The sequence below is a fragment of the Rhodococcus sp. M8 genome (assembly GCF_015654185.1).
GTDB classification, from domain to species: domain Bacteria; phylum Actinomycetota; class Actinomycetes; order Mycobacteriales; family Mycobacteriaceae; genus Rhodococcus; species Rhodococcus aetherivorans.
Genome location: NZ_CP064066.1, coordinates 20,054 through 44,421, shown reverse-complemented (window position 1 = coordinate 44,421; position 24,368 = coordinate 20,054). Strand labels below are relative to the sequence as shown.

Here is a 24,368-nt window from a genome sequence, read left to right as displayed (position 1 = left end):
TATTGACGGCCTGGAAAAGGTGCACAGCATCGACTGAGCCCTGATCCACCGATGCAGATCCGGGTTGGCTGATTTCGCGGCCGCGGTGTGGCGATGTGGGGGTGGGCATGGCGAAGTCGCCGGCCGGGTGCCGGCCCTTCCACGTCTTCAGGTTCCTCAGTTGCGCCAGGGTGCGGCTCGGTGGTCAGGGTGCTGCCGGTGCAGGTGGTCCGATCGCTGCCACCCAGAGCGACTGCCACGCCGCCATCCATGGCCAGCGGTCGGGCAGGTGGAGAACGAGCCGTCTCCCGGAGGTGGCGATACGGGCGGGCAGGTTGATGATCCAGGTGCGCACGCTGGCCCAGCGTGCTTTGGGCAGGTCGCCGGCAACCGCGCAAGCGCGGGCAAGATTGAACGCGATCACCGCGTGTGCCACCCACGCAGCGTTCGCCGCGTACTTGCCGCTGGGCAGGTGAGCCAGGGGTCCGGCCTTGAGTTCGGCGATGACCTGCTCGACGATCGCGTGGTCACGGTGGTGCCGATCGGCGGCGACCGCTGGCAGGGTGCTGTTGGTGATGAACGCATGGTGTCGGTAGGTGGCGAACAGTTCGCCCTGCTCGCTGCCGTCACCCGCCGACGGTTGCAGGCGCCTGACCCGCCGCACGACGAGCCGGCACGCGACGTGCTCGGCCTTGCGTCGGCCGGTGAACGCCACGAATGGGACCTCGGCGATCTCGGCGTCGCTGATCCAGCGTTGCTCTTCCTCGTCCCACACCGCGTGGGGATACTCGATCGAGGCCGTGTTTCAAAGTGGGAGATCACCCCGGCGAACAACCTGCCGGTGACGCCGTGGCGGAGCAGATCCAGGTCGTCGATCGAATCCGTACCCGCAACTATTCCCGCGAGCACGCTCGTCGTCTTCACGGCAGCGTTCGGGGACGGCACCGTCAGCGCCTCGAGCAACTCGTACAGGCCGGCTGATTCGGCCAGCCGCAGCGCCGGGACCAGACCCGCGGTCGACACGAGGTTGGGATCGTCGAACACCTGGCGAATCGTGTGAGAGGGTTTCACCTACGAGGTGCCCTTCCTGTGCAGTTCGGATCGGACGTCGCAATCCAGATCTTCCCTGCTGGGAAGGGCATCCTTGTTCTATACCACGCTCAACACAGCGACCAACATCGGTGGATCAGGGCTGAGCTGCCGCTTCGTGTGGAATACTCCGCTGTCCTCTTGGGATCGCGGCAAGGTCACCGGCACTGCTGGCGGCAGCACCACCGGCCTTGCGCCCCGAAGGCGGCGACGCCTGCCTAGATTTTGTCCGGCCAGGACGGGTAAATGGGTCTTGCCAACGATTACAGCCGATCGTTACAGGGGAGGAATACGCCGAAAGCCGGCGTATTCCTCCCACGTCCGTGCTCACGAGGGAGTGCACTGGGGCGGCAACGGTAGAGAGCGCCCTCGGATGGTGCGTTCCGGGATCGGCTACGTCAGCTCGGGCCGACGACACGCGGCAGCGTCGTCAAGCGCGGCCTTTGAGCATCATGTTCCAGTACATGAAGGGCAATCCGTATCGTTTGAGATACCACATGTCCCGCCGTGACCTGGCGGTGTCGATCAATGGCAAGGACGGCGTGTGCGTGGCCGTGTAGTCGAATTCGGCGAGTAGCACAGTCTTTCGCGAGGTGGTCAACGGACACGATCCGTATCCGTTGTATCTCGCCGGAAGCGGCCGGCCGGACAGCGAGGCGGTGAGGTTCTCGGTGACGACAGGGGCTTGCTTACGTACCGCCGCACCTGTCTTGGCGTTCGGCGTCCATCCCACGTCACCGAGAGCGAAGATGTCGGGAAATCGATTGTGCTGCAGGGTGTGCTGGTCGACATCGACCCACCCGCCCGGATTCAGAGGATCAGACAGCGGGGAGTCCTTGATCCAGTCCGGGGCCGATTGCGGGGCCACGACATGCAGCAGGTCGTAGGTCAGCGTGTCGGAACTGTCGGCGTGGCGATCAACGATTGTCACTCGGCGACCGTCCGGGTCTATTCTGCTCAGCTCGCTGTTGAGCCTGACTTCGATTCCGTACCGCGCTGCAGTACGGGTCAGTTCGTCAGCGAAGGATGCGATGCCGAACATCGCCGCTAGGGGCAGCACGAGCACCACCCGGATATCACCTAAGACGCCCTGTCGGTCCCAGTGGTCACAAGCCAGGTAGGCGATCTTCTGAGGCGCACCCGCACACTTGATCGGTCCGGACGGCATCGTGAACACAGCGGTGCCCGCCCGCATGTTCCGGATCAGTTCCCACGTCTTGGGCACCAAATCGCGGACGTAGTTGCTTGAGGCAAAGGGAGTGGCCAGAGCTGCGTGTGCTCCGGGAATCGCGTCCCAATCGGACTGCAAGCCGGGACAAACCACGAGTCGGTCATATCCGAGTTCACGTCCGTCGTCGGTGACAATCACCTTGCGCTCCGGACTGACTACTTCCGCGGCACTGCGAACCCACGACACTCCTTTGGGCATGACCGACGCCTGAGGGCGGCCGCTTTCGGTCATGCTCGCACACCCACCGCCGACCAAGGTCCATAGGGGCTGGTAATAGTGTGTGACTGCCGGATCGACGACACAGACGTCATGCCCGCGGCGTCGCAGGCGCGAAGCCACACTGATTCCGGCGCTGCCTCCCCCGAGTACAACGATTTCGTGATGAGCGGTGAGTGAGGACATGTGGCGCTGTCCGATCCTTCCGATTTCTCCGACAAAGAAATCTACTGCTGAGTGCGGTCAGGCCGAATGGAACCTCATCGTTCTGAGGACTCAGTGCACTTCGCCGCGGTCGCGATGATCACCCCATCACGAACTTCGGTGAGTATGTGCAGTGGCCTGACGGCCGATTCTGTGGAGACGATTACTCGCGCGATCGGCGCATGCAACTGCAGCCGTACGGCTCGCCGGAGATTCCGAGCTCCGTATATCGCGTCAAATCCAGTATGCACAAGGTGATCGAGCACTGCTTCGCTCGGCGACCAAGAAATATTTCGTGCCGATAGTAGAGCCTGTAGCCGAGCCAATTCGAGGTCGACAATCGCCCGGGAAGTTTCCCTGGTGAGCTGCTTGAACTGCACGATTTCGTCGAAACGGTTGAACAACTCGGGATCGAAAAATTCCTCAACCGCGGTCGACACCGCATCATCGACGGAATCGATGGTGTCGGAGGTCCTCGACAATTTCCCGCGTAGCTTGGAAAGGAACGTGTGTCTTGTTGCGCGTAGACGCGTGGCGATCTCGGCCGAACCCAAATTCGACGTCAAGAGCACGATCGAGTTCCGGAACGAGATGGTAGACGTGCCGGACGTCAAATTAAGCATTCCGGTGTCGAGGACCTGGAGTAGCGACCGGAGTACTGTAGCGTGAGCCTTTTCCACTTCGTCGAACAGAACGATACCGGGACGCGAAATGTTACCCTCGACGAGCTCGCGATTGAAAAGAGTGAACTGCTCCTTCGATCCAGCGTATCCGGGTGGAGCTCCGGAAATTGACGCCGAATAGTGCTCTTGTGCCAGTGAATTCATATCGATACGACATAGCCTGTCGGGATCTCCGGTGACTTCCGCGGCCAGACGCCGTGCGAGTTCAGTTTTTCCGACTCCGGTCGGACCGACAAAGAGTAATGATGCAATGGGGCGATGGGGATCTCGAATTCCGGCAGCGGCGATGGTGAGCGCTCGGACAACGGCGTCGATCGCCTCGTCCTGCCCGATGATCGCATTCTTGAGATTGTCCGACAATTGTGACGGTGACGTACTCCGACCCATGCGGAAACCGTACGGAGCCGGTTTACTGACATGCCCCGAATTCATGTCGTTGACTTTTTCGGACAAATAGCCGGACAAGATCTTTCTCCCTCCGGAGCAGGAATGGAATTGCTGAGCTAGTTGGCATGTCGTGATGCGCCACTGAAGAACAAGTCTTGTTGTAGACACAACTACCAGGCAGAATCCGCAGATTCTACCGGCGTTGCTGGCGGCATCGGCCAGAGCCGGCCGACGTTGCAGCAAGTCGATTAGAACGCGTTTGCTGCGGGTTCGTTGCTTCGGTCGGAATGACAGCGGATCCATTCCATGACCGGATCGTGTCGGAGGTACGGTACTGGCGGTTCGTAAGGGAGCGAGCAGCGACTGCTCCACGTACGAACCGCTCATCGCTGTGGTCGGCGAGCGGATGAGTGGTCCCGACACCACCGAGGAACTGTCCCTCAGGCATTGCCGGAACGCAGACCGCCGAAGACCTTCGGGTCGACCAGGGTGGAGGTGTCGCCGAGTTCGCGGCCCTCGGCGACGTCGCGCAGCAGGCGGCGCATGATCTTGCCGGAGCGGGTCTTGGGCAGCTCCGGCACGACGGAGATCTGCCGGGGCTTGGCGATCGGGGAGATCTCGGTCGAGACCTGGTTGCGCAGTTCCGCGATCAGCGCATCGCCGGTGTTCTCCACGCCCTCGCGCAGGATGACGAACGCGACGATGCCCTGGCCGGTGGTCTCGTCGGCGGCACCGACGACGGCGGCCTCGGCGACGGCCGGGTGCCCGACGAGCGCGGACTCGACCTCCGAGGTCGAGATGCGGTGCCCGGAGACGTTCATGACGTCGTCGACGCGGCCGAGGACCCACAGGGCGCCGTCCTCGTCGTAGCGGGCGCCGTCACCGGCGAAGTACCAGCCCTCCTCGGCGTACCGGGACCAGTAGGTGTCCTTGTACCGGTCCATGTCGCCCCAGATGCCGCGCAACATCGACGGCCACGGCTGATCGAGCACCAGGTAGCCGTTGCCGCCGGCCCCGAGCGGGGCCGCGTTGTCGTCGACGATCTTGGCGGAGATGCCCGGCAGCGGCGCCATCGCCGAGCCCGGCTTGGTGGCGGTGATGCCCGGCAGCGGGGAGATCATGATCGCGCCGGTCTCGGTCTGCCACCAGGTGTCCACGATGGGGGCCTTGCCCGAGCCGATGACCTCCCGGAACCAGCGCCACGCCTCCGGGTTGATCGGCTCACCCACCGAACCCAGCAACCGGATCGAGGACAGGTCGTGCGCGTCGGGGATCTGCCGGCCCCACTTCATGAAGGTGCGGATCAGGGTGGGGGCGGTGTAGTAGATGCTCACCCCGTACTTTTCGATGATCTCGAAGTGCCGGTGCTCGTTCGGCGAGTTCGGGGTGCCCTCGTAGACGACCTGGGTCGCGCCGTTGGACAGCGGGCCGTACACGATGTAGCTGTGCCCGGTGACCCAGCCGATGTCGGCGGTGCACCAGTACACGTCCTGACCCGGCTTGTGGTCGAACACGTAGTGGTGGGTGTACGAGGCCTGCGTCAGGTAACCGCCGGAGGTGTGGACGATGCCCTTGGGCTTACCGGTGGTGCCCGAGGTGTAGAGGATGAACAGGGGATGTTCGGCGTCGAACGGCTGGGCCTCGTGCTCGGCGGAGGCCTTGTCCACCGTCTCGTGCCACCACAGGTCGCGTCCGTCGGTCCAGTCGACGTCGATGCCGGTGCGCTTGACCACCAGCACGTGCTGCACCGACGCGGCCTCGGCGAGGGCCTCGTCGGCGGCCGGCTTGAGCGGAGCGGCCTGGCCACGGCGCCACTGTCCGTCGACGGTGACCACCAGCTTGGCGCGGGCGTCGTCGATGCGCGAGCGCAGCGCGTGCGAGGAGAACCCGCCGAAGACCACCGAGTGGGTCAGGCCCAGGCGCGCGCAGGCGAGCATCGTCACGATCGCCTCGGGGATCATCGGCATGTAGATCGCCACCCGGTCACCGGCGACCAGGCCCAGGTCGGTGAAGGTGTTCGCCGCCTTGGACACCTCGGCGAGCAGGTCGTTGTAGGTCAGCGCCCGCGAATCGCCGGGCTCGCCCTCGAAGTGGATCGCGACGCGGTCGCCGTTGCCGGCGAGCACGTGCCGGTCGACGCAGTTGTAGGCGACGTTGAGTTGCCCGCCGACGAACCACTTCGCCACCGGCGCCTCGGACCAGTCCAGCACCTCGGTCCACGGCGTAGCCCAGTCCAGCCGGCGGGCCTGCGTCGCCCAGAACCCGAGCCGGTCGGCGTCCGCGGCGGCCTGCAACTCGGGACCGGCGTTGGCGGTGGCGACGAACTCTGCGGACGGCGGATACGTCGTGGCTGGAGAAGGTTGGACGGTCGTCATGATAGGCACCTTTTCTCAACGTCTTTGAAGTGCTGGTACATCCGCAGCGGGCGATGCTCAGAGAATACATGCTGCCTAACGGAAGTAAAGATCCACGGAGGTGGACGTGCGAAGGAACGGACCCTGCCTATCGCTGTGAACAGGTGAGATTACGGAGAATGGGGCTTGTGGCCGTCCCTGTCGTGTCGTAACGTGTCCACAACGTTGCAGTTCATGCAATGTGGAACACTTCAAATCGGAAGCAAATGTCGGGTCGTGAGCGCCCGGCGAGTCACTAAGGAGTCCTAGATGCGACACGGGGACATTTCATCGAGCCCGGATACCGTGGGTGTGGCGGTGGTCAACTACAAGATGCCGCGACTGCACACCAAGGCGGACGTCCTCGAGAACGCGCGAGCCATTGCGAAGATGGTGGTCGGCATGAAGGCGGGCCTTCCCGGTATGGATCTCGTTGTGTTCCCGGAGTATTCGACTATGGGAATCATGTATGACAACGACGAGATGTATGCCACCGCGGCAACGATTCCCGGGGACGAGACCGACATTTTTGCGCAGGCATGCCGCGACGCGAAGACGTGGGGTGTCTTCTCGATCACCGGCGAGCGCCATGAGGATCACCCGAACAAGCCCCCCTACAACACGCTCGTGCTGATCAACGATCAGGGTGAGATCGTGCAGAAGTACCGAAAGATTCTCCCGTGGACCCCGATCGAAGGTTGGTATCCCGGTGGCCAGACCTATGTGACCGACGGACCTAAAGGACTCAAGATCTCGCTGATCATCTGCGACGACGGCAACTACCCGGAAATCTGGCGCGATTGCGCAATGAAAGGTGCTGAGTTGATCGTTCGTCCGCAAGGCTACATGTACCCCTCGAAGGAACAACAGGTACTGATGGCGAAGGCCATGGCCTGGGCAAACAACTGTTACGTCGCGGTCGCCAACGCCACCGGGTTCGATGGTGTCTACTCGTACTTCGGACATAGCGCCATCATCGGATTCGACGGCCGCACGTTGGGCGAATGCGGCGAGGAAGACTACGGCGTCCAGTACGCACAGCTGTCGCTGTCCACAATCCGAGACGCCCGAGCAAACGACCAGTCCCAGAATCACCTGTTCAAACTGCTCCATCGCGGATACACCGGGGTCTTCGCTGGTGGCGACGGGGACAAGGGCGTGGCAGACTGCCCGTTCGATTTCTACCGGAACTGGGTCAATGACGCCGAAGCCACGCAGAAGGCTGTCGAGGCCATCACCCGAGAGACCATCGGCGTCGCCGACTGTCCCGTGTACGACCTTCCGTCCGAGAAAACCATGGATGCCTGAACCCATCGCAGATCAGACTGTTCGACCCGTGGCGACCAAAAACCTCGGCGTGGAATCGGATTGAGACGGTACCGGCCGCAAAGGACCACTCGGGCAATCGCGGATCGAACCTCCTTGCCTTCCCCACCGCAAAGCCGAGTCGACTGCAATATCGGTGCTTCGAGGAATCTCCGGGACAGAGCAGTGCACGGTCGATGCCGTACCCAGAAAGCGACCGCGACGTAGCCCCCGCAACTCTGCCCACCAGGGATACCGCTATCGAAGTCACACTGCCAGATCCGAGCAGTCCCACCCCCGATGCGACGCATCACGGGGTCATCGAACCAGCAGGACCCTTCCCCTCCCCATTCGTCTTTCAGGAGATCACCCTATGACCACTGCCGGCACTTCGAAGCAGACACGTTGGCATCTCAAAGGCCAGTGGTTCGACATTTGCAGTTGCATCCTGCCCTGCGGCTGCACCATGGCACAGCCTCCCACCGATGGGGTGTGCTATGGCACCCTGGTGTATCAGATCGACGAGGGGTACTTCGGCGAGCTGGATCTGTCCGGTCTGACGGTGGTCACGATCGGCGAGATCAAGAGCGAGAACTTGTGGGATTCCAGCAAGCCCGTCGAAGGGATCTACGATCTCATCATCGACGAGCGAGCCGATACCGATCAGCGCGATGCGCTCGAGCGTCTGTGGACAGGCCAGGAGGGTGGGTGGATCGCCAACCTCGTCGGCCTGTTGGGGACGGTGCGCCAGCTGGAGTACGCCCCGATCGAGTGTCGGATCGAAGGGGACCTGGCGCGGTGGAGCATCGACGTGCCGGGTCGGGTCAGCGGCGCGGTCGACGCCCTGTCCGGCCCCACCACGCCTCCAGGACAACGCGTACAGACGTTCAATCCGCCCGGATCGGAAACCGGCGGGTCGCCGGCGACCTGGGGAGTTCCTACGAAGATGGAACTGGTGGACTTCGGGTTTCTCGGAGAGTGGACGGCCAAGTCCAGCAAACACATTCCGTTCGACTGGTCCAACGAATGAGTGCTTCACCCGCCACCGCCCCATCGGCGGGCTCCGGGCGCACTGCGAGAACCTCCGTCAGCTACGTCGCGGTGGTAGGTCTACTCGTCACCTCGGCTGTCGCTGCGGGGCTCGCTTGCTGGTGGTTCGTGTCGGAGCAAGGGCACACACACGGTACCGAGCTGTCGGCGGCCGCGTTGGGACAGTACGTTCTCATGTGGTCATTGATGATGACTGCCATGATGTTGCCGACCGTGCATCGCACGACAGTGCTGTATGTGACCGCAATCCGCCGTCAATCAGCGTCGATGTGGATCGGACGACTCGCCGCCCTACTTGTCGGCTATCTACTGGTCTGGTCGGTGATCGGGATACCGGTGTATGTGCTGGGGGTCTTCGTCCAGCGTCTTGCTTCAACAGGGTCGCTGCCGGTCGTGGGCTTCACTGCGGTACTGCTTGCGGCGTCGGGCCTGTTCCAGTTTTCGGCACTCAAGGAACGGTGCTTGCATCATTGCCAATCGCCCCTGGCATTCGTATCCCAGTACATGATGCGAACCGGCTGGGACCGTGATCTGCGTGCGGGACTGGCTCATGGGCTGACCTGTCTGGGCTGCTGTGCGGCGATGGTGGTCGTCCTCATCGCGGTCGGCACCATGTCCCTGCCGGCGATGGTCGTGCTGGGCGTCATCGCCATGATAGAAAAGACCTGGGTGCACGGTCCGCGGTTCAGTCGTGTCATGGGAATAGGGATGATCCTGTATGCAGCCGTCATCCTGGTGCATCCGGCCTGGGCTCCGATGCCGTTCGCTGTCCCCGACCACAGCCCTGTCATCGTGCAGTCCGGCGACCACCATCACTGAACCTGGCTCCACCTATCATGGGAAGATGGCCACCGTCCGTCGGGCGGTAGTCACAGCCGCACACCCAGAGCTTCTCCAGGAGTGAGCACCTCCTCCTGGGGAAACGGATGGCCCCCGATCACCCCCCTGCATCGGGGGCCATCCCCAAAATGGCGCGAAAGCGACTGGTCAGAGAAATGATTCGTCCGCAGCGATCGGCTCGTCCACCACTATCGCCACGGAGTTGCGATGCAGCGCCGTCGCGTCCGGACCTGACAATTGCCCTCGAAAACGGCCGCAAACTCCGCCCTGGAGGACCATCGTCCCTGCGGCAAAGCTCAGCCCAGCAGGACCCGGCCCGCGACAAACCTCCTCACCCGATCCACCCGTGATGCGCGCGCCGCAGTGCACTCCCGCCGCCGGTCACAGCGCCGCCACGCAGCGGTGAGGGAACCGGTACGCGTCCACTGGCGTGCAATCGCAATACCTCAGGCGGAAGGCCCGATTGCACCACTGTGCCGTGGCGATCGCGGCCTCGGTACGAGTCCTCGACACAAGGAGTCGACGCTGTCATGTGTTCTCGTCTCGCGGCGTCCGCCGCGCTGTTCGCTCTCATGCTCACCGGATGCTCGACCACGGATACCCCCGCCCCCAAAGACTCCGTGGCGTCGGCGACGGACGGTACCAGCTACCCCATGACGCTCACCAACTGTGGAGTCGAGGTCACCGTGCCGGCACCGCCGCAGCGTGCAGTGGCACTGAATCAGGGTTCGGCGGAGATTCTGCTCTCCCTGGGGCTGGCAGACCGGATGGTCGGCACCGCCACGTGGACCGACCCGGTGCGCGAGAACTTGGCCGACGACAATGCCCGGGTGCCGCGATTGGCGGAGAACAACCCGTCCATCGAGACGGTGCTCGACACCGAACCCGATTTCGTATCCGCCTCCTTCGGAGGCACCCTCGGCCCCGGTGGCGTCGCCGACCGTGCTCAGTTCGCGCAGCTGGGAGTGCCGACCTACTTGTCACCGACCGACTGCGACGGGATAGACGACAGCAGCGTCAATGCCGACGGCAACCGCACCACGCCGCTGGCCATGGACACGGTATACCAGGAGATCCGCGAGCTGGCCGCCATTTTCGACGTGCGCGAACGCGGGGAACAACTCGTCGCCGCCCTGCAGTCACGCTACGATGCGGCAGCCAACCGTATCGCCGCATCGCAGGCAACCCTGGCATTTTGGTTCGCCGACATCTCCACTCCATACGTGGCGGGCTGCTGCGGGTCGTCCGGGATCATCACCGCCGCCGTCGGCGCGAAGAACGTCTTCGACGACACCACCAATGAATGGCCGCAGGTAAGCTGGGAAACAGTGCTCGATCGAGATCCCACTGCGCTTGTGCTCGCCGACCTGAGCAGACGCAGCCTCGCCGGGGACGCCCTTGACAGCAAGATCGACTTCCTCGAAACCAATCCGGTCACCGCGCAGCTGACCGCGGTGCGTCACCGGCGCTACATCGTCGTCAACGGCGCCGACCTGAACCCGTCGATTCGCACCGTCGACGGCATCGAGAAGGTGGCCGACGCACTCGAACAGTGGGGCTACCGCAGGTGAGCCTGTCACCACCACCGATCCGCCCACCACGGCCGGCTATTCGCGCCAGGCGCACCGCCACGTGGGTAGGCGTGGGGGCGTTTGTACTGTGCATGCTGGTGGTGTCCATCGCGGTCACCGTCACCATCGGTCCCGCAGAGTTGTCGATCGGTGAGGTCTACGCCGTGCTGTTTGACAAGCTCGGTATCGCCGCCGCGGACGTCTCCCCGATTCGGGAGGGCATCGTCTGGCAGCTACGACTGCCCCGGACCCTGCTGGCCGCGATTTGTGGCGCCGGGCTGGCGGTGTGCGGGACGATCTTGCAATCCCTGTTGCGCAACCCGCTGGCGGATCCCTTCGTGCTCGGCATTTCCTCCGGTGCCTCCACCGGTGCGGTCGTCGTGGCCGTCCTCGGGGTCGGTGGCGGACTGGTGTCCCTGTCGAGCGGCGCGTTCGTCGGGGCGCTGGCCTCGTTCGCACTGGTGCTGGCCCTGGCCGCCGGGGCCGGCGGGGGCACCGCCCGGATCGTGTTGGCGGGAGTGGCGGCCACCCAGTTGTTCTCGGCGTTGACCTCGTTCATCGTGTTGTCCTCGGCCGATGCCGAACGCACACGCGGCGTGCTGTTCTGGTTGCTCGGTTCCCTCGCCGGCGCAACCTGGGCGGATGTGAGCGCCGCCGCAGCGGTGTGCGCGATCGGCATCGCCGTGTGTCTATGGCAGGCTTCGACGCTCGACGCATTCACTTTCGGCTCGTCCGCCGCCGCCACCCTCGGCGTCGCCGTGGGCCGTGTCCGACTGGTGCTTCTGGTTGTCACGGCAATGATCACCGCGGTGGTGGTCAGTACTGCCGGAGCGATCGGTTTTGTCGGTCTGGTGCTGCCGCACGCCGCCCGGTTTCTCGTCGGACCCCGCCACAGCCGTCTGCTGCCCGTCGCCGCCGTGATCGGAGCGGTCTTTCTGGTATGGGTCGATGCCGTCGCGCGTACCGTGTTCGCCCCCCAGGAGATACCGGTCGGGGTGGTTACCGCCTTGATCGGTGTGCCGGCTTTCGCCGTCCTGCTCTTCCGCACCCGGAGCACCCCATGACCCTCAGCGCTCACCACGTATCCTGGTCCCGCGGCGGCGCCCTCGTCGTCGACGACATCAGCGTCGCGCCGACGACCGGACAGACAATCGGACTGCTCGGACCCAACGGCTCCGGCAAGTCCTCCTTGTTGCGCCTGCTCGCCGGCGCCGCCCGTCCCGACCTCGGCACCGTCACCCTCGACCGAACCGACCTGCACAGTATGGGTCAACGATCCCTCGCGCGACGCGTCGCCATGGTCAGTCAGCACGCACACACCGATATCGATATCACCGTCTACGATGTGGTTCGACTCGGCCGCATCCCGCACCGCGACCTGTTCGGCCGCGACGATGACGAACACGACGCGATCGACCAGGCATTGGCCGCCACCGGTCTGGCATGTCATGCCCACCGCAAATGGCACACGCTCTCCGGCGGAGAACGCCAACGCGTCCAGATCGCCCGTGCTCTGGCCCAGCAACCCACCGAACTGCTGCTCGACGAACCCACCAACCATCTCGATGTCGCCCATCAGCTCGACATCCTCGAGCTGATCACCCGCTTGCCGATCACCAGCATCGTCGCACTACACGATCTCAACCTCGCCGCGATGTTCTGCGACCAAGTCCTCGTACTCGACCACGGCCGCGTCGCCGCCCACGGGACCCCGGCCGGCACGCTCACCGTGGAGCTGATCGAGGATGTCTACGGAGTACAGACCGACGTCGTCCTCGAAGATGGGGTTCCAACTGTCCGGTTGCGCAGGCCAGGGACTCCTCGAGCGACGATTGCGCGCCCTTCAGCCAGCCGTGCGAGTGTCACGGCCGGGAGCGCACAGCCATGATCCACGCGTTTCTCTGACTCAAGAATGCCAACCTTCTGTTCCAGAACGGCTTTTGTGCCTGTCATCACAGAACAACGTCGCAAGCCCACCCGGAACCCGTCGACGACCGCCTGCCCGTTCCTCGAGTGGAGGAAGGCATCTGAAACTGGTGAAGCGGAGTCAGGAGATCCGCCGAAGGCGACGAACCTGCCGAGACCGACACTGTGCGAGTCGCTGAGCCGCAGCATATCTCGTGATGATCGTGGTGCGCTTCAATATGAATGCTGGTGTTATAAAGCAGAATTGAGTAATATCTAGATGTCGACGGTGCACATGGTCGCCGGGGAGGACGGCCACACCTGTCGACAGCTCGTCCCGGACGCATCCACTGCAGGCAACATGTCGGCGAGCGGTGGGCGTGCCGCGTGGGCGAGGCGGCGTGTCCACCATATGCGTGGGCACGGGCAGATCCCGAAACCCCCTGCATCCGGGTTGCCGAAGCCCTGTTTCGTCGACATCTTCGGATCGTCGACGGAGCAGGGCTTTCCGTCCCTTGCGTCTGGCCTCCCGTAGTGCGGATCATCTGTGCGGCACCTGCCGACGCGGTCAAGGGCTTGCCTTTCGACGGTGACTCGACGAAAGCCCCCGATCGCGTCACACTGCCGCGGCCGGCCCGAATGCCTCTGGCCGTCCGCCGACGCTGGCTCCGCCCCCCGCCACACCGTCTATCGCCTCGTTCCGATTGCCTGGACACGACGATCCGGGGGTAACTAACTGTCCGTTGCGCTGCAGCTTCCACCTCGGCAGTTGCTCGACGCAGCTCCGACTCCTATCCGAGCCACAGAAGCCGACACTGCAGATTTAATTTCTATTGACACCATTGCGAATGAAACTATAGTGTGTGATGTGTCACTTCAGTGGACTTCTGGAGGTTTTCCCATGTCAAGCGATGTAGTCCTCGGCCGTTCGGCTTCCGGTGATGCCGATTTCACCCGATCGGGCGTCTCTCGTTTTCCGAACCGAGATTTGGGCGTGCCTCGGTTCGGTTGCGAGGTTGGTGTTCCTCTCGCTGAACAGAAGGAACTCGGCCACAACCGGTGGCATCCCGATATTCCTCCGTTGCACGAACTCGATCCTGGGGACGAGGTAATCCTCGAAAGCCCTGGATACGACGACTATCAGCTCCATGATGTCGACGATGACGATGACATTCGCACCATCGATCTCACCCGCACCCATCCAATCGCAGGTCCCGTCTATGTGAACGGCGCTCAGCCCGGGGACCTGCTGGTGGTGGATGTACTCGACGTCCAACCCCTGTCCGGTATCGGCTACTCGAATATTCTGCCTGGCATGGGAGGCCCGCTGGCCAGCTGGTTCCCGCAAGGATTCAAGACTGTGTGGGACCTGCATGGTCTGTTCGCCACCAGTCGCCAGGTTCCGGGTGTCGAGATCCCGGCGATCAGTCATCCCGGCGTCATCGGGGTTGCTCCCTCGCACGAGCTCCTGCAGATCTGGAACGAACGCGAGGACCCGCTGATCGGCGACGGCCAGGCCGGCCCCCGGGAGGATGCGATCGCCACATCCGTCTTGCGTACCCTCGAAGGTGACGAGTGGGCACGCGTCGCTGCCACTGCTGCGCGTACCGTGCCACCCCGGGAAAATGGTGGAAATCTCGACATCAAGAACCTATCGCGGGGCTCGCGGGTGTACTTCCCGGTCTTCGTCGAGGGCGCGCTGTTTTCCTGCGGTGATCTGCACTTCGCCGAAGGAGACGGTGAAATAACTTGGAACGCCATCGAAATGGATGGATCCACCTGGCTTCGTTTTGGCCTGATCAAGGGCGGTATGGCAAAGTACGGGGTCCGCAATCCGATGTTGCGCCCCTCGCCCGTCGACCCGAACTTTGGGACCCGATACTTGTCGTTCACCGGACTGTCGGCACGCGGTCGGGAACAGAAGTACCTCGATACAACGATGGCGGCTGTCGATGCGGTGGAACAGGCGATCGACTACCTCGGCAAGTTCGGGTACAACGCTGAGCAGGCGTACACGATCATCAGTGTGGCTCCCTGCGAGATGCATGTGGGTGGAATTGTGGACATTCCGAACTCGGCAGTTACGTTGAAGATTCCAGTCGACATCTTCGACAAGGACATTCTGCCCCACTGACACTGGCTCGGTGGGCGCGCTCGTGCCGCGCCCACCCGCCGTGTGGTAACGGGAGCTGGGAGACAGGCCTGACCCGAGGGACGCCGCGGGCCGCTCAGTCGACGAGGAGGTGGTGGCTACGCCATGGGCGTAGCCACCACCTGAAGGGCCCTCCGCTTGTCTATAGAGATGATTCTCTGGTCTGTCAGCATGCCCTGACCGGTTCTCGTCTGTCGTTCACGCCATACCGTACGGGCAGGAGGCGACGAGTGTTCACGGAGTCGGACAACGTCCGAAACGTAGCGAGCCGGGTGCAGGCGCACCGTCAGAAGAGGGATCATTCGGTGGACATGCGGAAGCCCGCGTCGGTCCGCGTTCAGGGCCGGCCGGCACCCATGCGGTGGCCGCTAGGTCCTAGCGCGCTTGGGCCTGAGTGCAGGCGTTGACGCAGGTGATTGCGACGAGCACGCTTTCAGGCTATTGGCCGGCAGGGGGTCGCGGACTGTCGGTGCGGTCCACTCAACGTCTGTAGGCATCCAGGACGCCATCGATGAGGGACACAGCCCAGGAGTATCTACTGCAGTGTGTCCATCGAGCTTGCCGCCTTCTGGCGGGTCCCAGCACGACAGCTACGCCAGGCCGAGATGCTTCGTATGTCACCGGGAGGCGGACGGATTTCTCGCCGATCTCGCATCTCTGTCTCCAACAACGCAGACAATGACTCACGACGCTAGGTACTGGTGGTGAACGAATCCGCTATCGACATCCATCCCGACCAGTTGCAAGGGCAGCTGTTTCTCGGTTTGTTGCGCAATCAACTTTTGTCAGTCACCGATGCTCTGGTCGGTCTCGAATGTCGTGCCGATGCCCACGGTCGCACCGCTTTCACTGCCACGACAGCGCCATGCCAGGTGGCGGGACTGCGAGCGCAGCGGGAAGAAATTCAAGCGATGATAGATGCCCTGTTCCGTCGCTACCCGGGCCTGAGCCATCCGGCGCGCCCTCCGAGGTAGACGTAAGCGCAGTCGTCTCTCTCCCACTCCCTGAATTGACATCGCCTGGGGGCGGACTCGGCCACGGCGCGTCACGGCACTACTCGCTGGCAACACCGGCACGTCGTCATACGAGCACGAATCGGTGCCGCATCAGAATACGTCGAACTGCCCCGAATGATCGCGGAGCACGGAGGGGCCTCGAAGGTGGCCGATCGGGGATCGACACCGACACCAACCCGATCGTCGTCACCACCGTTGAGTTTGGAGTGTCCCTACCTCCATGACTGTGAGAAAGCGGACAGCCGAGTTCCCACGAGGGTTGGTGGTTTCAGCCTCCACTGCTCATGGCCTCTGAAATCCGGGACCTTCTAGCGCGAGCAACCGCAGTCTCGTCGGACGAGTGAACGCACTCTGGCGTGATCCGTCGGGTACCGACCTCTGACGATCGACTGTGGACGCCCGGCAGACGCTCGCAGGCTTGCTCCGATTCGACGTCGCGCTGACGTGCTGGAGACAGATCACCGAAAGACATTCTGTTACTTCGGTTCGCACGGGAAGAGCGATTCCTCAATATCGATGGAGATGCAGCGGTTGGAATCCCAGGGCTGGTCCCAGTGCAGTTGGTGGAGGAGCCAGTCCAGGACGTGAGCGGTGAACCCCCAGATGTACTCGCCGGCGAGGCGGAAACCCGGGCCGGACCAGTGCTCGCCCTGGACCACGGTGATGCGGTGTGCCGGGTCCACGAGGTGGCTGCGGGTGGTCCACTGGGTTGCCCGGGTCTCGTGGTGGTGCCAATGCCGGGGCAGCGGATAGTGATCGGTGCGTGCGAGCCAGGCCAGCACGGGGGTGACGACGTTCGCGCTGGCCATCAGGTTCAGGGCGGGGAGGGTGCCCAGTATCTGTCGCTCGGTGACAGCGATTCCGGTCTCTTCGCGGCATTCTCGGAGAGCGGCGGTCACCGGTGTTTCGCCGGGATCGATCCCTCCGCCGGGGAAGGCGTACTCGCCGGGGTGGAGGCGCGAAGAGCGGGAACGTTGGACGAGCAGGAAGCCGACGTCGCCGCCCGGAACTGGGGTGGCCGCTACGAGTACGGCACTCGGGCGCAGGGTTCGGTGGTGTTCGTCGGTGGCGATCGGTAGTCCGGGCCGACTCCATCGGGGGGTGCGCGACCGGGTGACGAGATCGGCCAGCTGCCGTCCCGGGGCGGTCAGCGGGTCCAGGCATGCCGCTGTATCCGGACGCTTCGGGGCGACGGTGTGAGCGGTCTCGGTGGGGGACACCGGTGGGGTGCTTTCGTTGTTCACGTGGCAGTCGTCTCGAGCTTGCCGGCGCGAGGCGGTCGCGCGGACACTTCGGCGTGTCTCACCCCTGGCCCACGTGTGCGGGCTGCCCGGTCGGTCGGAGTTCGGGCAGGTGATAATGATCGGCGATCAGTTCCAGGGTGCGGGCTTGGGTTCGGCGGGAATGTCCCATCACCACGAGCATGACCTCGTCGACACCGGTCTGCTCCTGGAGGCGCTCGAGGGTGTCGGCGACCTGCGGGCCGGTGCCGTGGAGGAATCGCTGCGTGTAGGCGTCGAGAATGTGCTGTTCCTGGACGGTGGCGGGGTAGGCGTCGACCTCCTGCGGGGGGAGCAACAGATAGGTCTTGCGCTGGAGCATGCGGAGCATGGCCATGGCGGCCGAGGCCGCCTGCCGCCGAGCCTCGGCGCGATCGTCGTGAGCGACCACACCGACGCTGACAAGGCTGTAGGGCTTGTCCAGCACCTCGGAGGGGCGGAAGCTCTCCCGGTACTGGCGCATGGCCGTGACGATGTCGGCGTCGCCGAACTGCAGTGCGAAGGCATAGGGCCGGCCGAGCCGACCGGCCAGTCGGGCCGAGTACGGGGACGAGCCCAGAATCCACAGCTCGGGGCTGGTCTCGGGGCGTGGTACTCGATTCTGCTCGGCTTGCCACGGCCCCGGCACGGCGTGAACGTTGCGGCAGGAGTGTCCCTGTGGGAAGTCGTCGCCTAAGAATCCGAGCAGCTCCAGAACTTGGTGCGGAAAGTCGTCGTTGCCTTCATGGTGTCGGCGCAGCGCCGCGGCGGTCGGTGCATCCGTGCCGGGCGCGCGTCCCACCCCGAGGTCGATCCGTCCCGGGGCCAGGGTGTCGAGCATGCCGAACTGCTCAGCGATCACCAGCGGCGCATGGTTGGGCAGCATGATCCCGCCCGCGCCGAGTCGGATGTGCTCGGTCTCGCCGGTCAGCCGGGACAGCATCAGTTGCGGCGAGGAGGCCGCGGCGGCGGGCATGGCATGGTGCTCGGACATCCAGAACCGGTGATATCCCCGCTGCTCCGCCAATTGGGCGAGCGCGATGATGTCGGCGAAGGCCTCTCGGGCGGTCTGCCCCACGCCGGTGTGCGCGTTGTCGAGGACGGACAGGACGAACGGGGCGGTACCGGAGGGGCGTGCGGGGTGCATCTCATCTCGATTCTCACGGAGAAAGCGAAGCATAGGCGTGAGGTCGACTGTAACAGGCGCATCACGGATATCGGCAACTGATACCGTGAGAAAGATGTCGAGAATCCCCCTCCCGCCGGCGCCGGGAACCGCGGACTACATCAGCCTCGCGCTGGTCAACAGCACGGTGAGCCTGCCCGGCGACCGTCGGGCAGACGAGTTGAGCAGTCCGGAAGAAGCCACCGACTGGCTTATCAGCCACGGCCTCGTCCCCGAACACACCGCGCTGCTGACGTACTGTCAGCAGCAGCTCACCGGCTTGCGACACGACCTGCGGGCGGTTTTCGCAGCGCACGTGCAGGGCAGCCCCCCTCGCCCCGAGGCCGTGGACGGGGTCAATCGCGCTCTGACAACAGTGCCCAGTGCAGCACTGCTACAGCACGACCCCGTCCGGGGACTTCATCGAGTTCCGGCACATCCGGTGACACAACTCGTCGAGCACGCCATGGCGCAGATCGCCGAGAATGCTGCCACCCTGCTCACCGGCGAGCAGGCGGGTCAGATCGCCCGGTGCGACGCGTCGCCCTGCGATCGCTTCATGCTCCGCAGTCACGCCCGGCGGCATTGGTGTTGCACCCGATGCGGTGACCGCGTCCGAGCCGCCCGAGCCTACGCCCGCAAACACGACCGGCTCGTGCCGAAGCAACCGAACCCAGCGAGCTCGTCTGCTCGGCCGGGAGCAGAACCCTGAGGGGTAGGTCGTCACGACGGCCAGACCCGTTCCGGTGAACAGAATGTGCCCCTATGGAGGCGGTGTCGGACCTCCGTTCCCGCTGCCGAAGGGGGCGTCGATCTTCGGGCACCTAGCCTTTCGGCTGTGGCATCGTATCGACCGGCGTCCCGGTCGGCATAGGGTGATGTCGAGGCGCTGATGGCGCAAAACGAGCACCCCCTTCGCTCTCTGAGCTGGGCCCACGGCTGTGATGTCACCGACGTGGAGCTATATCGGCCTGGAAGAGGCCGGCCAGTCGCCTGCCCTGCACACCCGCGTCGGGGTCACCGAAGACCCCTCACTGCGGTGGATCGATGCCACCGCAGTGAGGGACTAGCGCCGGGCCGGAACCGGAAGGTGTTCGGTGGTGTCGAGGGTTGGTCAGACGAGCGCTGCGGCCGAACGGCCCTGCAGGGCGGACTCGACCAGGTTGGACTTGGGCAGTGCCGAGCCGGTCCGCACGGCCTCGATCCACTGCGTGGTGGTGGCGACCGCGGCGAAGTTGGACTGCAACAGCACCATCAGAGTGGTGTGCAGGGACTGGGCGGAGACCTGCCCGGCCTCGTTGGCGAGATGGATCGCCCCGGTGGCGTCGGAGAGGACCTCGGCTGCGAATCCGAGACCCTCGGCCTCCACGGCGGTGGCAAGGTCGCAGTTGTTGGCCATGTATCCGACGATGGTGACGGTATCGACGTCGCGGACGCGCAGCCACTCGGTCACATCGGTGCCGGCGAACACGCTTCCGTACTGCTTGTGCACCCGCTTGCAGGCCGGGTCGATCCGCTGTTCGAGCTCGGGGTGCAGCGACCATCCGGTCGTGCCTTCGACGAAGACAGGTGCACCGTCAGGCATGTGGTGCTGGACGACGATCACCGGGACGTCGTGGGCAGCGGCTGCCTCGATCGCGGCGTCGATGTTGGCGAACGACTCTTCGCGCGGCGGGTACTGGATCTCGAGCGGTCCGTCGAAGTACTCCTGCTGGACGTCGACGACGACGAGAGCACGGCGGGGTGCGGTCATAGTTTCTCCCAGGGGTTCGAAAGGGGTTATCGCGCTCAGGATGTGGGCGCCTCCCTGTCGATTGTGCCGTGGGGCTACCCTTGCTGTGAGTGGCTCGAATGCACACTTTCGATGAAATTGCGCCAAGTCGGGAGATCAGGATGCGGATCGCTGTCTACACCTTCGACGACATCACCATGTTCCACCTCGCGGCACCGCTGATGGTCTTCGGTGAGGTGACTCGCCTCGATCTCGCACCCGGCTGGCAGACCCGCTTATGGTCGGACCGCCCCGGTTCGGTCCGCACCGTCGAGGGGTACCCGATCGGAGAGGTGGCAGGGCCGGAGACGGTCGAGTGGGCCGACATCGTGATCGTCCCGTCCTGGCCGCGGCCCTCGACACCGATCGGCGCGGCGCTGAAGGAGCGGCTGCACCAGGCGCACGCGCGGGGCGCGATCATCGCCGGACTGTGTCTGGGGGCATTCGCGGTCGCCGACGCCGGACTGCTGGACGGGCGCGCCGCAGTCACCCACTGGGAGGCGATGCCGTTGCTGGCCGAACGCTGCCCCGGCTCCGAAGTGGACTCCTCGGTGCTCTACATCGATCACGACGATGTTCTCACCTCTGCGGGAACTGCTTCGGCGATCGACGCCTGCCTGCATCTGGTACGCAAGCATCTCGGCTCCGCGGCCGCCACCCGGGTGGCCCGGCACCTGGTGGTGGCACCGCACCGCGAGGGGGGACAGGCGCAGTACATCGAACGCCCCCTCGCGCGAGTCGCCACCGACACCGTGATCGCCGAGGTGCTCGAGTGGGGCCTGACCCGGCTCGACGAACCGCTCCCGGTCGACCGACTCGCCGAGCAGGCCAACATGAGCCGGCGCAGCTTCGTGCGGCACTTCCAGCAGGCCACCGGCACCACACCGGCCCGCTGGATCCTCGAGCGGCGCCTGCAGGAGGCGCGCGTGTTGCTTGAAACGACAGACTGGAGCATCGACGCCGTTGCGTCTTCGTGCGGCTTCGCCAGCCCCGTCACCTTCCGGCAGAACTTCACCGCCGCCTTTTCCACTACACCTACGGCCTACCGGCGGCAATTCGCTTCTCCTCCACAGGCAACGGTGCGCAAGAAGAAGTGATCAAGACCGTTTGCGACTCCTGGGCACTCGCCCGCGAAGCGGTCGGCAGCGCATTGGCGCTGTCTCGTAGTAGGCACGGCGGAGTGGATGCGGGTAGCTGGTCCTCGGCGGGAGGTGTGCGACGCGAGATTCCATAATCTGCATATGTACGCAATGGTCCATGGAGGCGGAGACTCGATGACCATCAAGTGGGCTGGTCGTCGAGTCGAGGATCGGTGGTGTAGGTGCTGTCGAGCAGAGAGGGCCCCGACGCCGGACAGGTGGCCCCGGCGCTGGCTCTGCGGGGGATGCTGCGCGAGGGAGTCGATGTCATCGACGTGCCCGGCCTCGGCACGCGTCGGATCGTTCTGCGCAGTTACCTCCGAGGGAAACCGCCGCCAACCTCGTGGCAGCAGTGACCGCGATACTGCGCGAGGCGATTTCCACGGTGAACTCCAGTAGCGGGACGATTCATAGTTCCTCTGCCGGCTTCATCCATGATGGATAATTCCGGTTATCCATTATCAACTGGTGGCGCCCGGATCCGCTGCGCAGCACCAGGTATCAAGCATGACGTTCTGTCACGGTGACGGAACGTGGAGGTACCGCCTCACGGGCGACGGCGCACGCGTAGCGCCCGCCTCAACGTGGCCAGCTCGCAACGCCGGCCCGCGGACCCGATCGGTCCGCGGGATGCGCCCAACCGACAACGCCGCCGCCGCGCCGGCGCTGATGGGCCCGTGCATGTGCGTTCGCGCCGCACCGCGTTCCCACGAGAGACTGCGCCGATTTGACCCGAAAACCCCTGTGGCGCAATCGTTCACGGAACGCCGATAAGAATGATTATGTCAACCAGGCCGCCCGGTATGGCATCGGATCCGACTACTTGCACGCACGTTCCGAGTTCCCGATTCGGCCCTTCTTCGTCCTCGTCGATTGCTTTCAGGAGAAGTCCGAACTGCCGATCGCGTCCTCTGACCAAGGAAATCCGCACCTTTGAAATCGAAGATGTTGGTAACGACCATCTCCTTGGACACATGCCTAGAACGGGCAACACAGGTCCGTCCACTGTGCGAGCACCACCCGGGCGTCGAGCGCACCGATTGCCACCGCATCGCCGCCGTCACGGCACACGAAGCCGAGTTCGCCTGTCCCGTCACCGGAGTGTGGGGACATCCCGGATGGGGTGGTGCCGCCGCGGTGGTCGGTCGGGTTCTGCCCGGGCGGCAGCTGTGCTGCGAGCACGATCCTCAGGAACACCCCGACGACACCGAGCACCACGTTGAGCAGCCGCGCTCGGCGGTACTTGACTTCTGATGGATGCTTCAACGATGCTGGAAATCTGGGATCCAAGATGGATCCCAGGACATTGGTGGTGGCACCGCAGCCGATCGACAGTCGAAGGTTCGGCGTCGGAGCCACTGCACCGACGACGATGGGAGGCGCGCATGAATCGTGAGAGCCCCTGAGCAAAAAAGGGATTCGTGTCTCCCCTTTCTGCAAGTCTGAGCCCCGTCTGGCCCGGAACGGGTCTGGCCGCTCTGTTGTCCCCCTACATCCGCGTTCGCGGTTGCACAGCGAACCCCTCTGCAAAGTCGCCGGGACGTCCGTGCCTCCCTGCGGGCTCACCCGACGAACTGTGCCGCCTGAGCGGCCGGTCGAACTCGAAAGGACAGTGCAGTGCCGATGCCGTCGCCCGCGTTGACGCAGGCCAAGCTGATCACCGCGCAGTTGCTCTCCGGAGCCGGTATCGCCTCCGGCTACGCGGTCGGCGGGTTGCTCGCCGAACAGATCACGGGACGGACCGCGATGGCCGGATTCGCGCAGATGAGCGTGATTCTCGGTGCCGGCCTGATCGCCTACCCGCTGGCGGCGCTCGCGGCACGCACCGGACGGCGCCGGGCCCTCACCCTGGGGTTCGGGATCGGTACGCTCGGTGCCTTGGTGGTGCTGTCGGCTGTGGCCGTGGAGTTCTTTCCGTTGTTCATGCTGGGGATGATGCTGTGCGGATCGGCCACGGCCGCCGGTCTGCAAGCCCGGTACGCCGCTGTCGACGTCGCCGGTCCCGCGGCGACCGGCCGGGCGATGTCCCTGGTGGTATGGGCGACGACGATCGGGTCCGTACTGGGTCCGAACGTCACCGGACCTGGCGCGCACCTGGGCGAGGCGCTCGGCCTGCACCCCCTGGCCGGTCCATATCTGATTTCGATGACTGCCTTCGCCCTCGCGGCCCTGGCCGCGTCGACTCTCGCGAGTGGGATCGGTCCGAGCGCCGCCCGGTCGGGTGCGGCCGGCACGGACGCCGATGTCACCGGCGGCGGTGCTGTTGTCGCGGGCAAGGCCACCGACGCGCCGGCACCGTGGGGCCTGGGTGCGGCGCTGCGTTTCGTTGCGGCGCGTCCGGTTCCTCTGTTCGCGATCGTCACCATCGTCACCGGGCAGATGATGATGACGAACGTAATGGTGATGACGCCGGTGCACATGCATCATCAGCAGTTCGACCTCGGGGCCATCGGCATCGTGGTGAGCATCCACATCGCCGGGATGTACGCGCTTTCCCCGATTTTCGGGTGGATGTCCGACCGGTGGGGACCCGGCACCGTGATCGCGTCCGGTGTTGTCGTCTTCATCGCGACGATTACTCTCGGCGTCGTCGATGCCCTGGCCCCGGTGTCGTCGATGCCGTTGTTGACCGCCGCGCTGCTGCTCCTGGGGGTGGGGTGGTCGATGTTCCTCATCGGCGGCTCGGCGTTGCTGACGGCCTCGGTGCCCCAGCATGCCAAGCTCACGCTGCAGGGCGCCTCGGATTCGGCGATGAACCTGGGCGGAGCGTTGATGGCAGCCATGGCCGGCACGGTGTTGGCGATGGGTGGTTTCCTGTGGATCAACCTGATGGCCACCGGGGTTCTGCTCATCACGCTGGTGTTCTCCGTCAGAGCGGTGCCGTTGATGAAGTGGCCCGGCAGCTCGATCCCCGCCGTTGTCGACGAACACCGCCTCGAACGAGTGCAGCCGTGAACACTCCCTTTCGGTTGTCGAGCCGTGCGCGGACGGGGACGACGAACCCTCTGCTCTG

At 64.4% G+C, this 24,368-nt stretch carries 18 protein-coding genes and 1 pseudogene; 11 read left to right on the top strand and 8 right to left on the bottom strand.

Going from position 1 to position 24,368, the window contains the following annotated elements:
* Window positions 1-184: 184 nt before the first annotated feature.
* The 4 genes and pseudogenes from ISO16_RS27940 to acs form a co-directional block, all read right to left on the bottom strand.
* A pseudogene (locus tag ISO16_RS27940) lies at window positions 185-1,050 on the bottom strand (hypothetical protein).
* 448 nt (window positions 1,051-1,498) lie between these two features.
* The gene (locus ISO16_RS27935) at window positions 1,499-2,701 is read right to left on the bottom strand and encodes an NAD(P)/FAD-dependent oxidoreductase (protein WP_075288619.1); all 1,203 of its coding nucleotides are present in this window, start codon (window positions 2,699-2,701) and stop codon (window positions 1,499-1,501) included.
* A gap of 74 nt (window positions 2,702-2,775) precedes the next feature.
* A complete protein-coding gene (locus tag ISO16_RS27930; protein ID WP_075288620.1) occupies window positions 2,776-3,867 on the bottom strand; it encodes an AAA family ATPase in 1,092 nt (363 codons plus the stop codon).
* A gap of 362 nt (window positions 3,868-4,229) precedes the next feature.
* Window positions 4,230-6,164 (bottom strand): acetate--CoA ligase, encoded by a 1,935-nt coding sequence (gene acs, locus ISO16_RS27925; RefSeq protein ID WP_075288621.1) that lies wholly within the window; start codon window positions 6,162-6,164, stop codon window positions 4,230-4,232.
* Between the two features lie 288 nt (window positions 6,165-6,452).
* On the opposite strand from acs, the gene ISO16_RS27920 reads away from it, so the two are divergent.
* The 8 genes from ISO16_RS27920 (at window position 6,453) to ISO16_RS27885 (ending at window position 15,979) form a co-directional block, all read left to right on the top strand.
* Window positions 6,453-7,490 carry an aliphatic amidase gene (locus tag ISO16_RS27920; RefSeq protein WP_006935633.1) on the top strand — a complete coding sequence of 346 codons (1,038 nt, stop codon included), beginning with the start codon at window positions 6,453-6,455 and terminating at the stop codon, window positions 7,488-7,490.
* A gap of 370 nt (window positions 7,491-7,860) precedes the next feature.
* Window positions 7,861-8,517 carry a DUF1326 domain-containing protein gene (locus tag ISO16_RS27915; protein ID WP_072636822.1) on the top strand — a complete coding sequence of 219 codons (657 nt, stop codon included), beginning with the start codon at window positions 7,861-7,863 and terminating at the stop codon, window positions 8,515-8,517.
* A 194-nt stretch (window positions 8,518-8,711) separates the two neighbouring features.
* A complete protein-coding gene (locus ISO16_RS27910; RefSeq protein WP_195886209.1) occupies window positions 8,712-9,356 on the top strand; it encodes a DUF2182 domain-containing protein in 645 nt (214 codons plus the stop codon).
* 551 nt (window positions 9,357-9,907) lie between these two features.
* Window positions 9,908-10,948 carry an ABC transporter substrate-binding protein gene (locus ISO16_RS27905; RefSeq protein ID WP_072636824.1) on the top strand — a complete coding sequence of 347 codons (1,041 nt, stop codon included), beginning with the start codon at window positions 9,908-9,910 and terminating at the stop codon, window positions 10,946-10,948.
* A gap of 92 nt (window positions 10,949-11,040) precedes the next feature.
* Window positions 11,041-12,012, top strand: a complete 972-nt coding sequence (locus ISO16_RS27900; protein WP_006935651.1) for a FecCD family ABC transporter permease — start codon at window positions 11,041-11,043, stop codon at window positions 12,010-12,012.
* A complete protein-coding gene (locus ISO16_RS27895) occupies window positions 12,009-12,836 on the top strand; it encodes an ABC transporter ATP-binding protein (protein ID WP_072636825.1) in 828 nt (275 codons plus the stop codon). Before ISO16_RS27900 ends, ISO16_RS27895 begins: the two co-directional genes overlap by 4 nt.
* A gap of 918 nt (window positions 12,837-13,754) precedes the next feature.
* Window positions 13,755-14,987 carry an acetamidase/formamidase family protein gene (locus ISO16_RS27890; protein ID WP_206003409.1) on the top strand — a complete coding sequence of 411 codons (1,233 nt, stop codon included), beginning with the start codon at window positions 13,755-13,757 and terminating at the stop codon, window positions 14,985-14,987.
* Window positions 14,988-15,709: 722 nt separating this feature from the next.
* The gene (locus ISO16_RS27885; protein WP_139311044.1) at window positions 15,710-15,979 is read left to right on the top strand and encodes a hypothetical protein; all 270 of its coding nucleotides are present in this window, start codon (window positions 15,710-15,712) and stop codon (window positions 15,977-15,979) included.
* A gap of 518 nt (window positions 15,980-16,497) precedes the next feature.
* Here ISO16_RS27885 and ISO16_RS27880 read toward each other — a convergent pair.
* A complete protein-coding gene (locus ISO16_RS27880) occupies window positions 16,498-17,265 on the bottom strand; it encodes an NUDIX hydrolase (protein WP_230304622.1) in 768 nt (255 codons plus the stop codon).
* Window positions 17,266-17,323: 58 nt separating this feature from the next.
* Window positions 17,324-18,427, bottom strand: a complete 1,104-nt coding sequence (locus ISO16_RS27875) for an LLM class flavin-dependent oxidoreductase (protein ID WP_072636827.1) — start codon at window positions 18,425-18,427, stop codon at window positions 17,324-17,326.
* Here ISO16_RS27875 and ISO16_RS27870 point away from each other — a divergent pair.
* Window positions 18,321-19,157 (top strand): CGNR zinc finger domain-containing protein, encoded by an 837-nt coding sequence (locus ISO16_RS27870; protein ID WP_326839328.1) that lies wholly within the window; start codon window positions 18,321-18,323, stop codon window positions 19,155-19,157. The two genes, ISO16_RS27875 and ISO16_RS27870, sit on opposite strands and share 107 nt — an antisense overlap.
* Before the next feature lie 402 nt (window positions 19,158-19,559).
* Here ISO16_RS27870 and ISO16_RS27865 read toward each other — a convergent pair whose 3' ends face one another.
* Entirely contained in the window at window positions 19,560-20,198 is a 639-nt protein-coding gene (locus tag ISO16_RS27865) for an isochorismatase family protein (RefSeq protein WP_072636829.1), read from the bottom strand.
* Window positions 20,199-20,338: 140 nt separating this feature from the next.
* On the opposite strand from ISO16_RS27865, the gene ISO16_RS27860 reads away from it, so the two are divergent.
* Window positions 20,339-21,313: a GlxA family transcriptional regulator gene (locus tag ISO16_RS27860; RefSeq protein ID WP_072636830.1), complete on the top strand. Its 975-nt coding sequence runs from the start codon at window positions 20,339-20,341 to the stop codon at window positions 21,311-21,313.
* 1,020 nt (window positions 21,314-22,333) lie between these two features.
* On the opposite strand, the gene ISO16_RS27855 is transcribed toward ISO16_RS27860, so the two are convergent.
* Window positions 22,334-22,621, bottom strand: coding sequence for a hypothetical protein (locus ISO16_RS27855; protein ID WP_139311045.1), 288 nt, complete (start codon window positions 22,619-22,621; stop codon window positions 22,334-22,336).
* A 357-nt stretch (window positions 22,622-22,978) separates the two neighbouring features.
* Between ISO16_RS27855 and ISO16_RS27850 the strand changes: the two genes are divergently transcribed.
* Complete coding sequence (locus ISO16_RS27850; RefSeq protein ID WP_072636839.1) at window positions 22,979-24,310, top strand: MFS transporter; 1,332 nt, start codon at window positions 22,979-22,981, stop codon at window positions 24,308-24,310.
* Window positions 24,311-24,368: the final 58 nt, after the last annotated feature.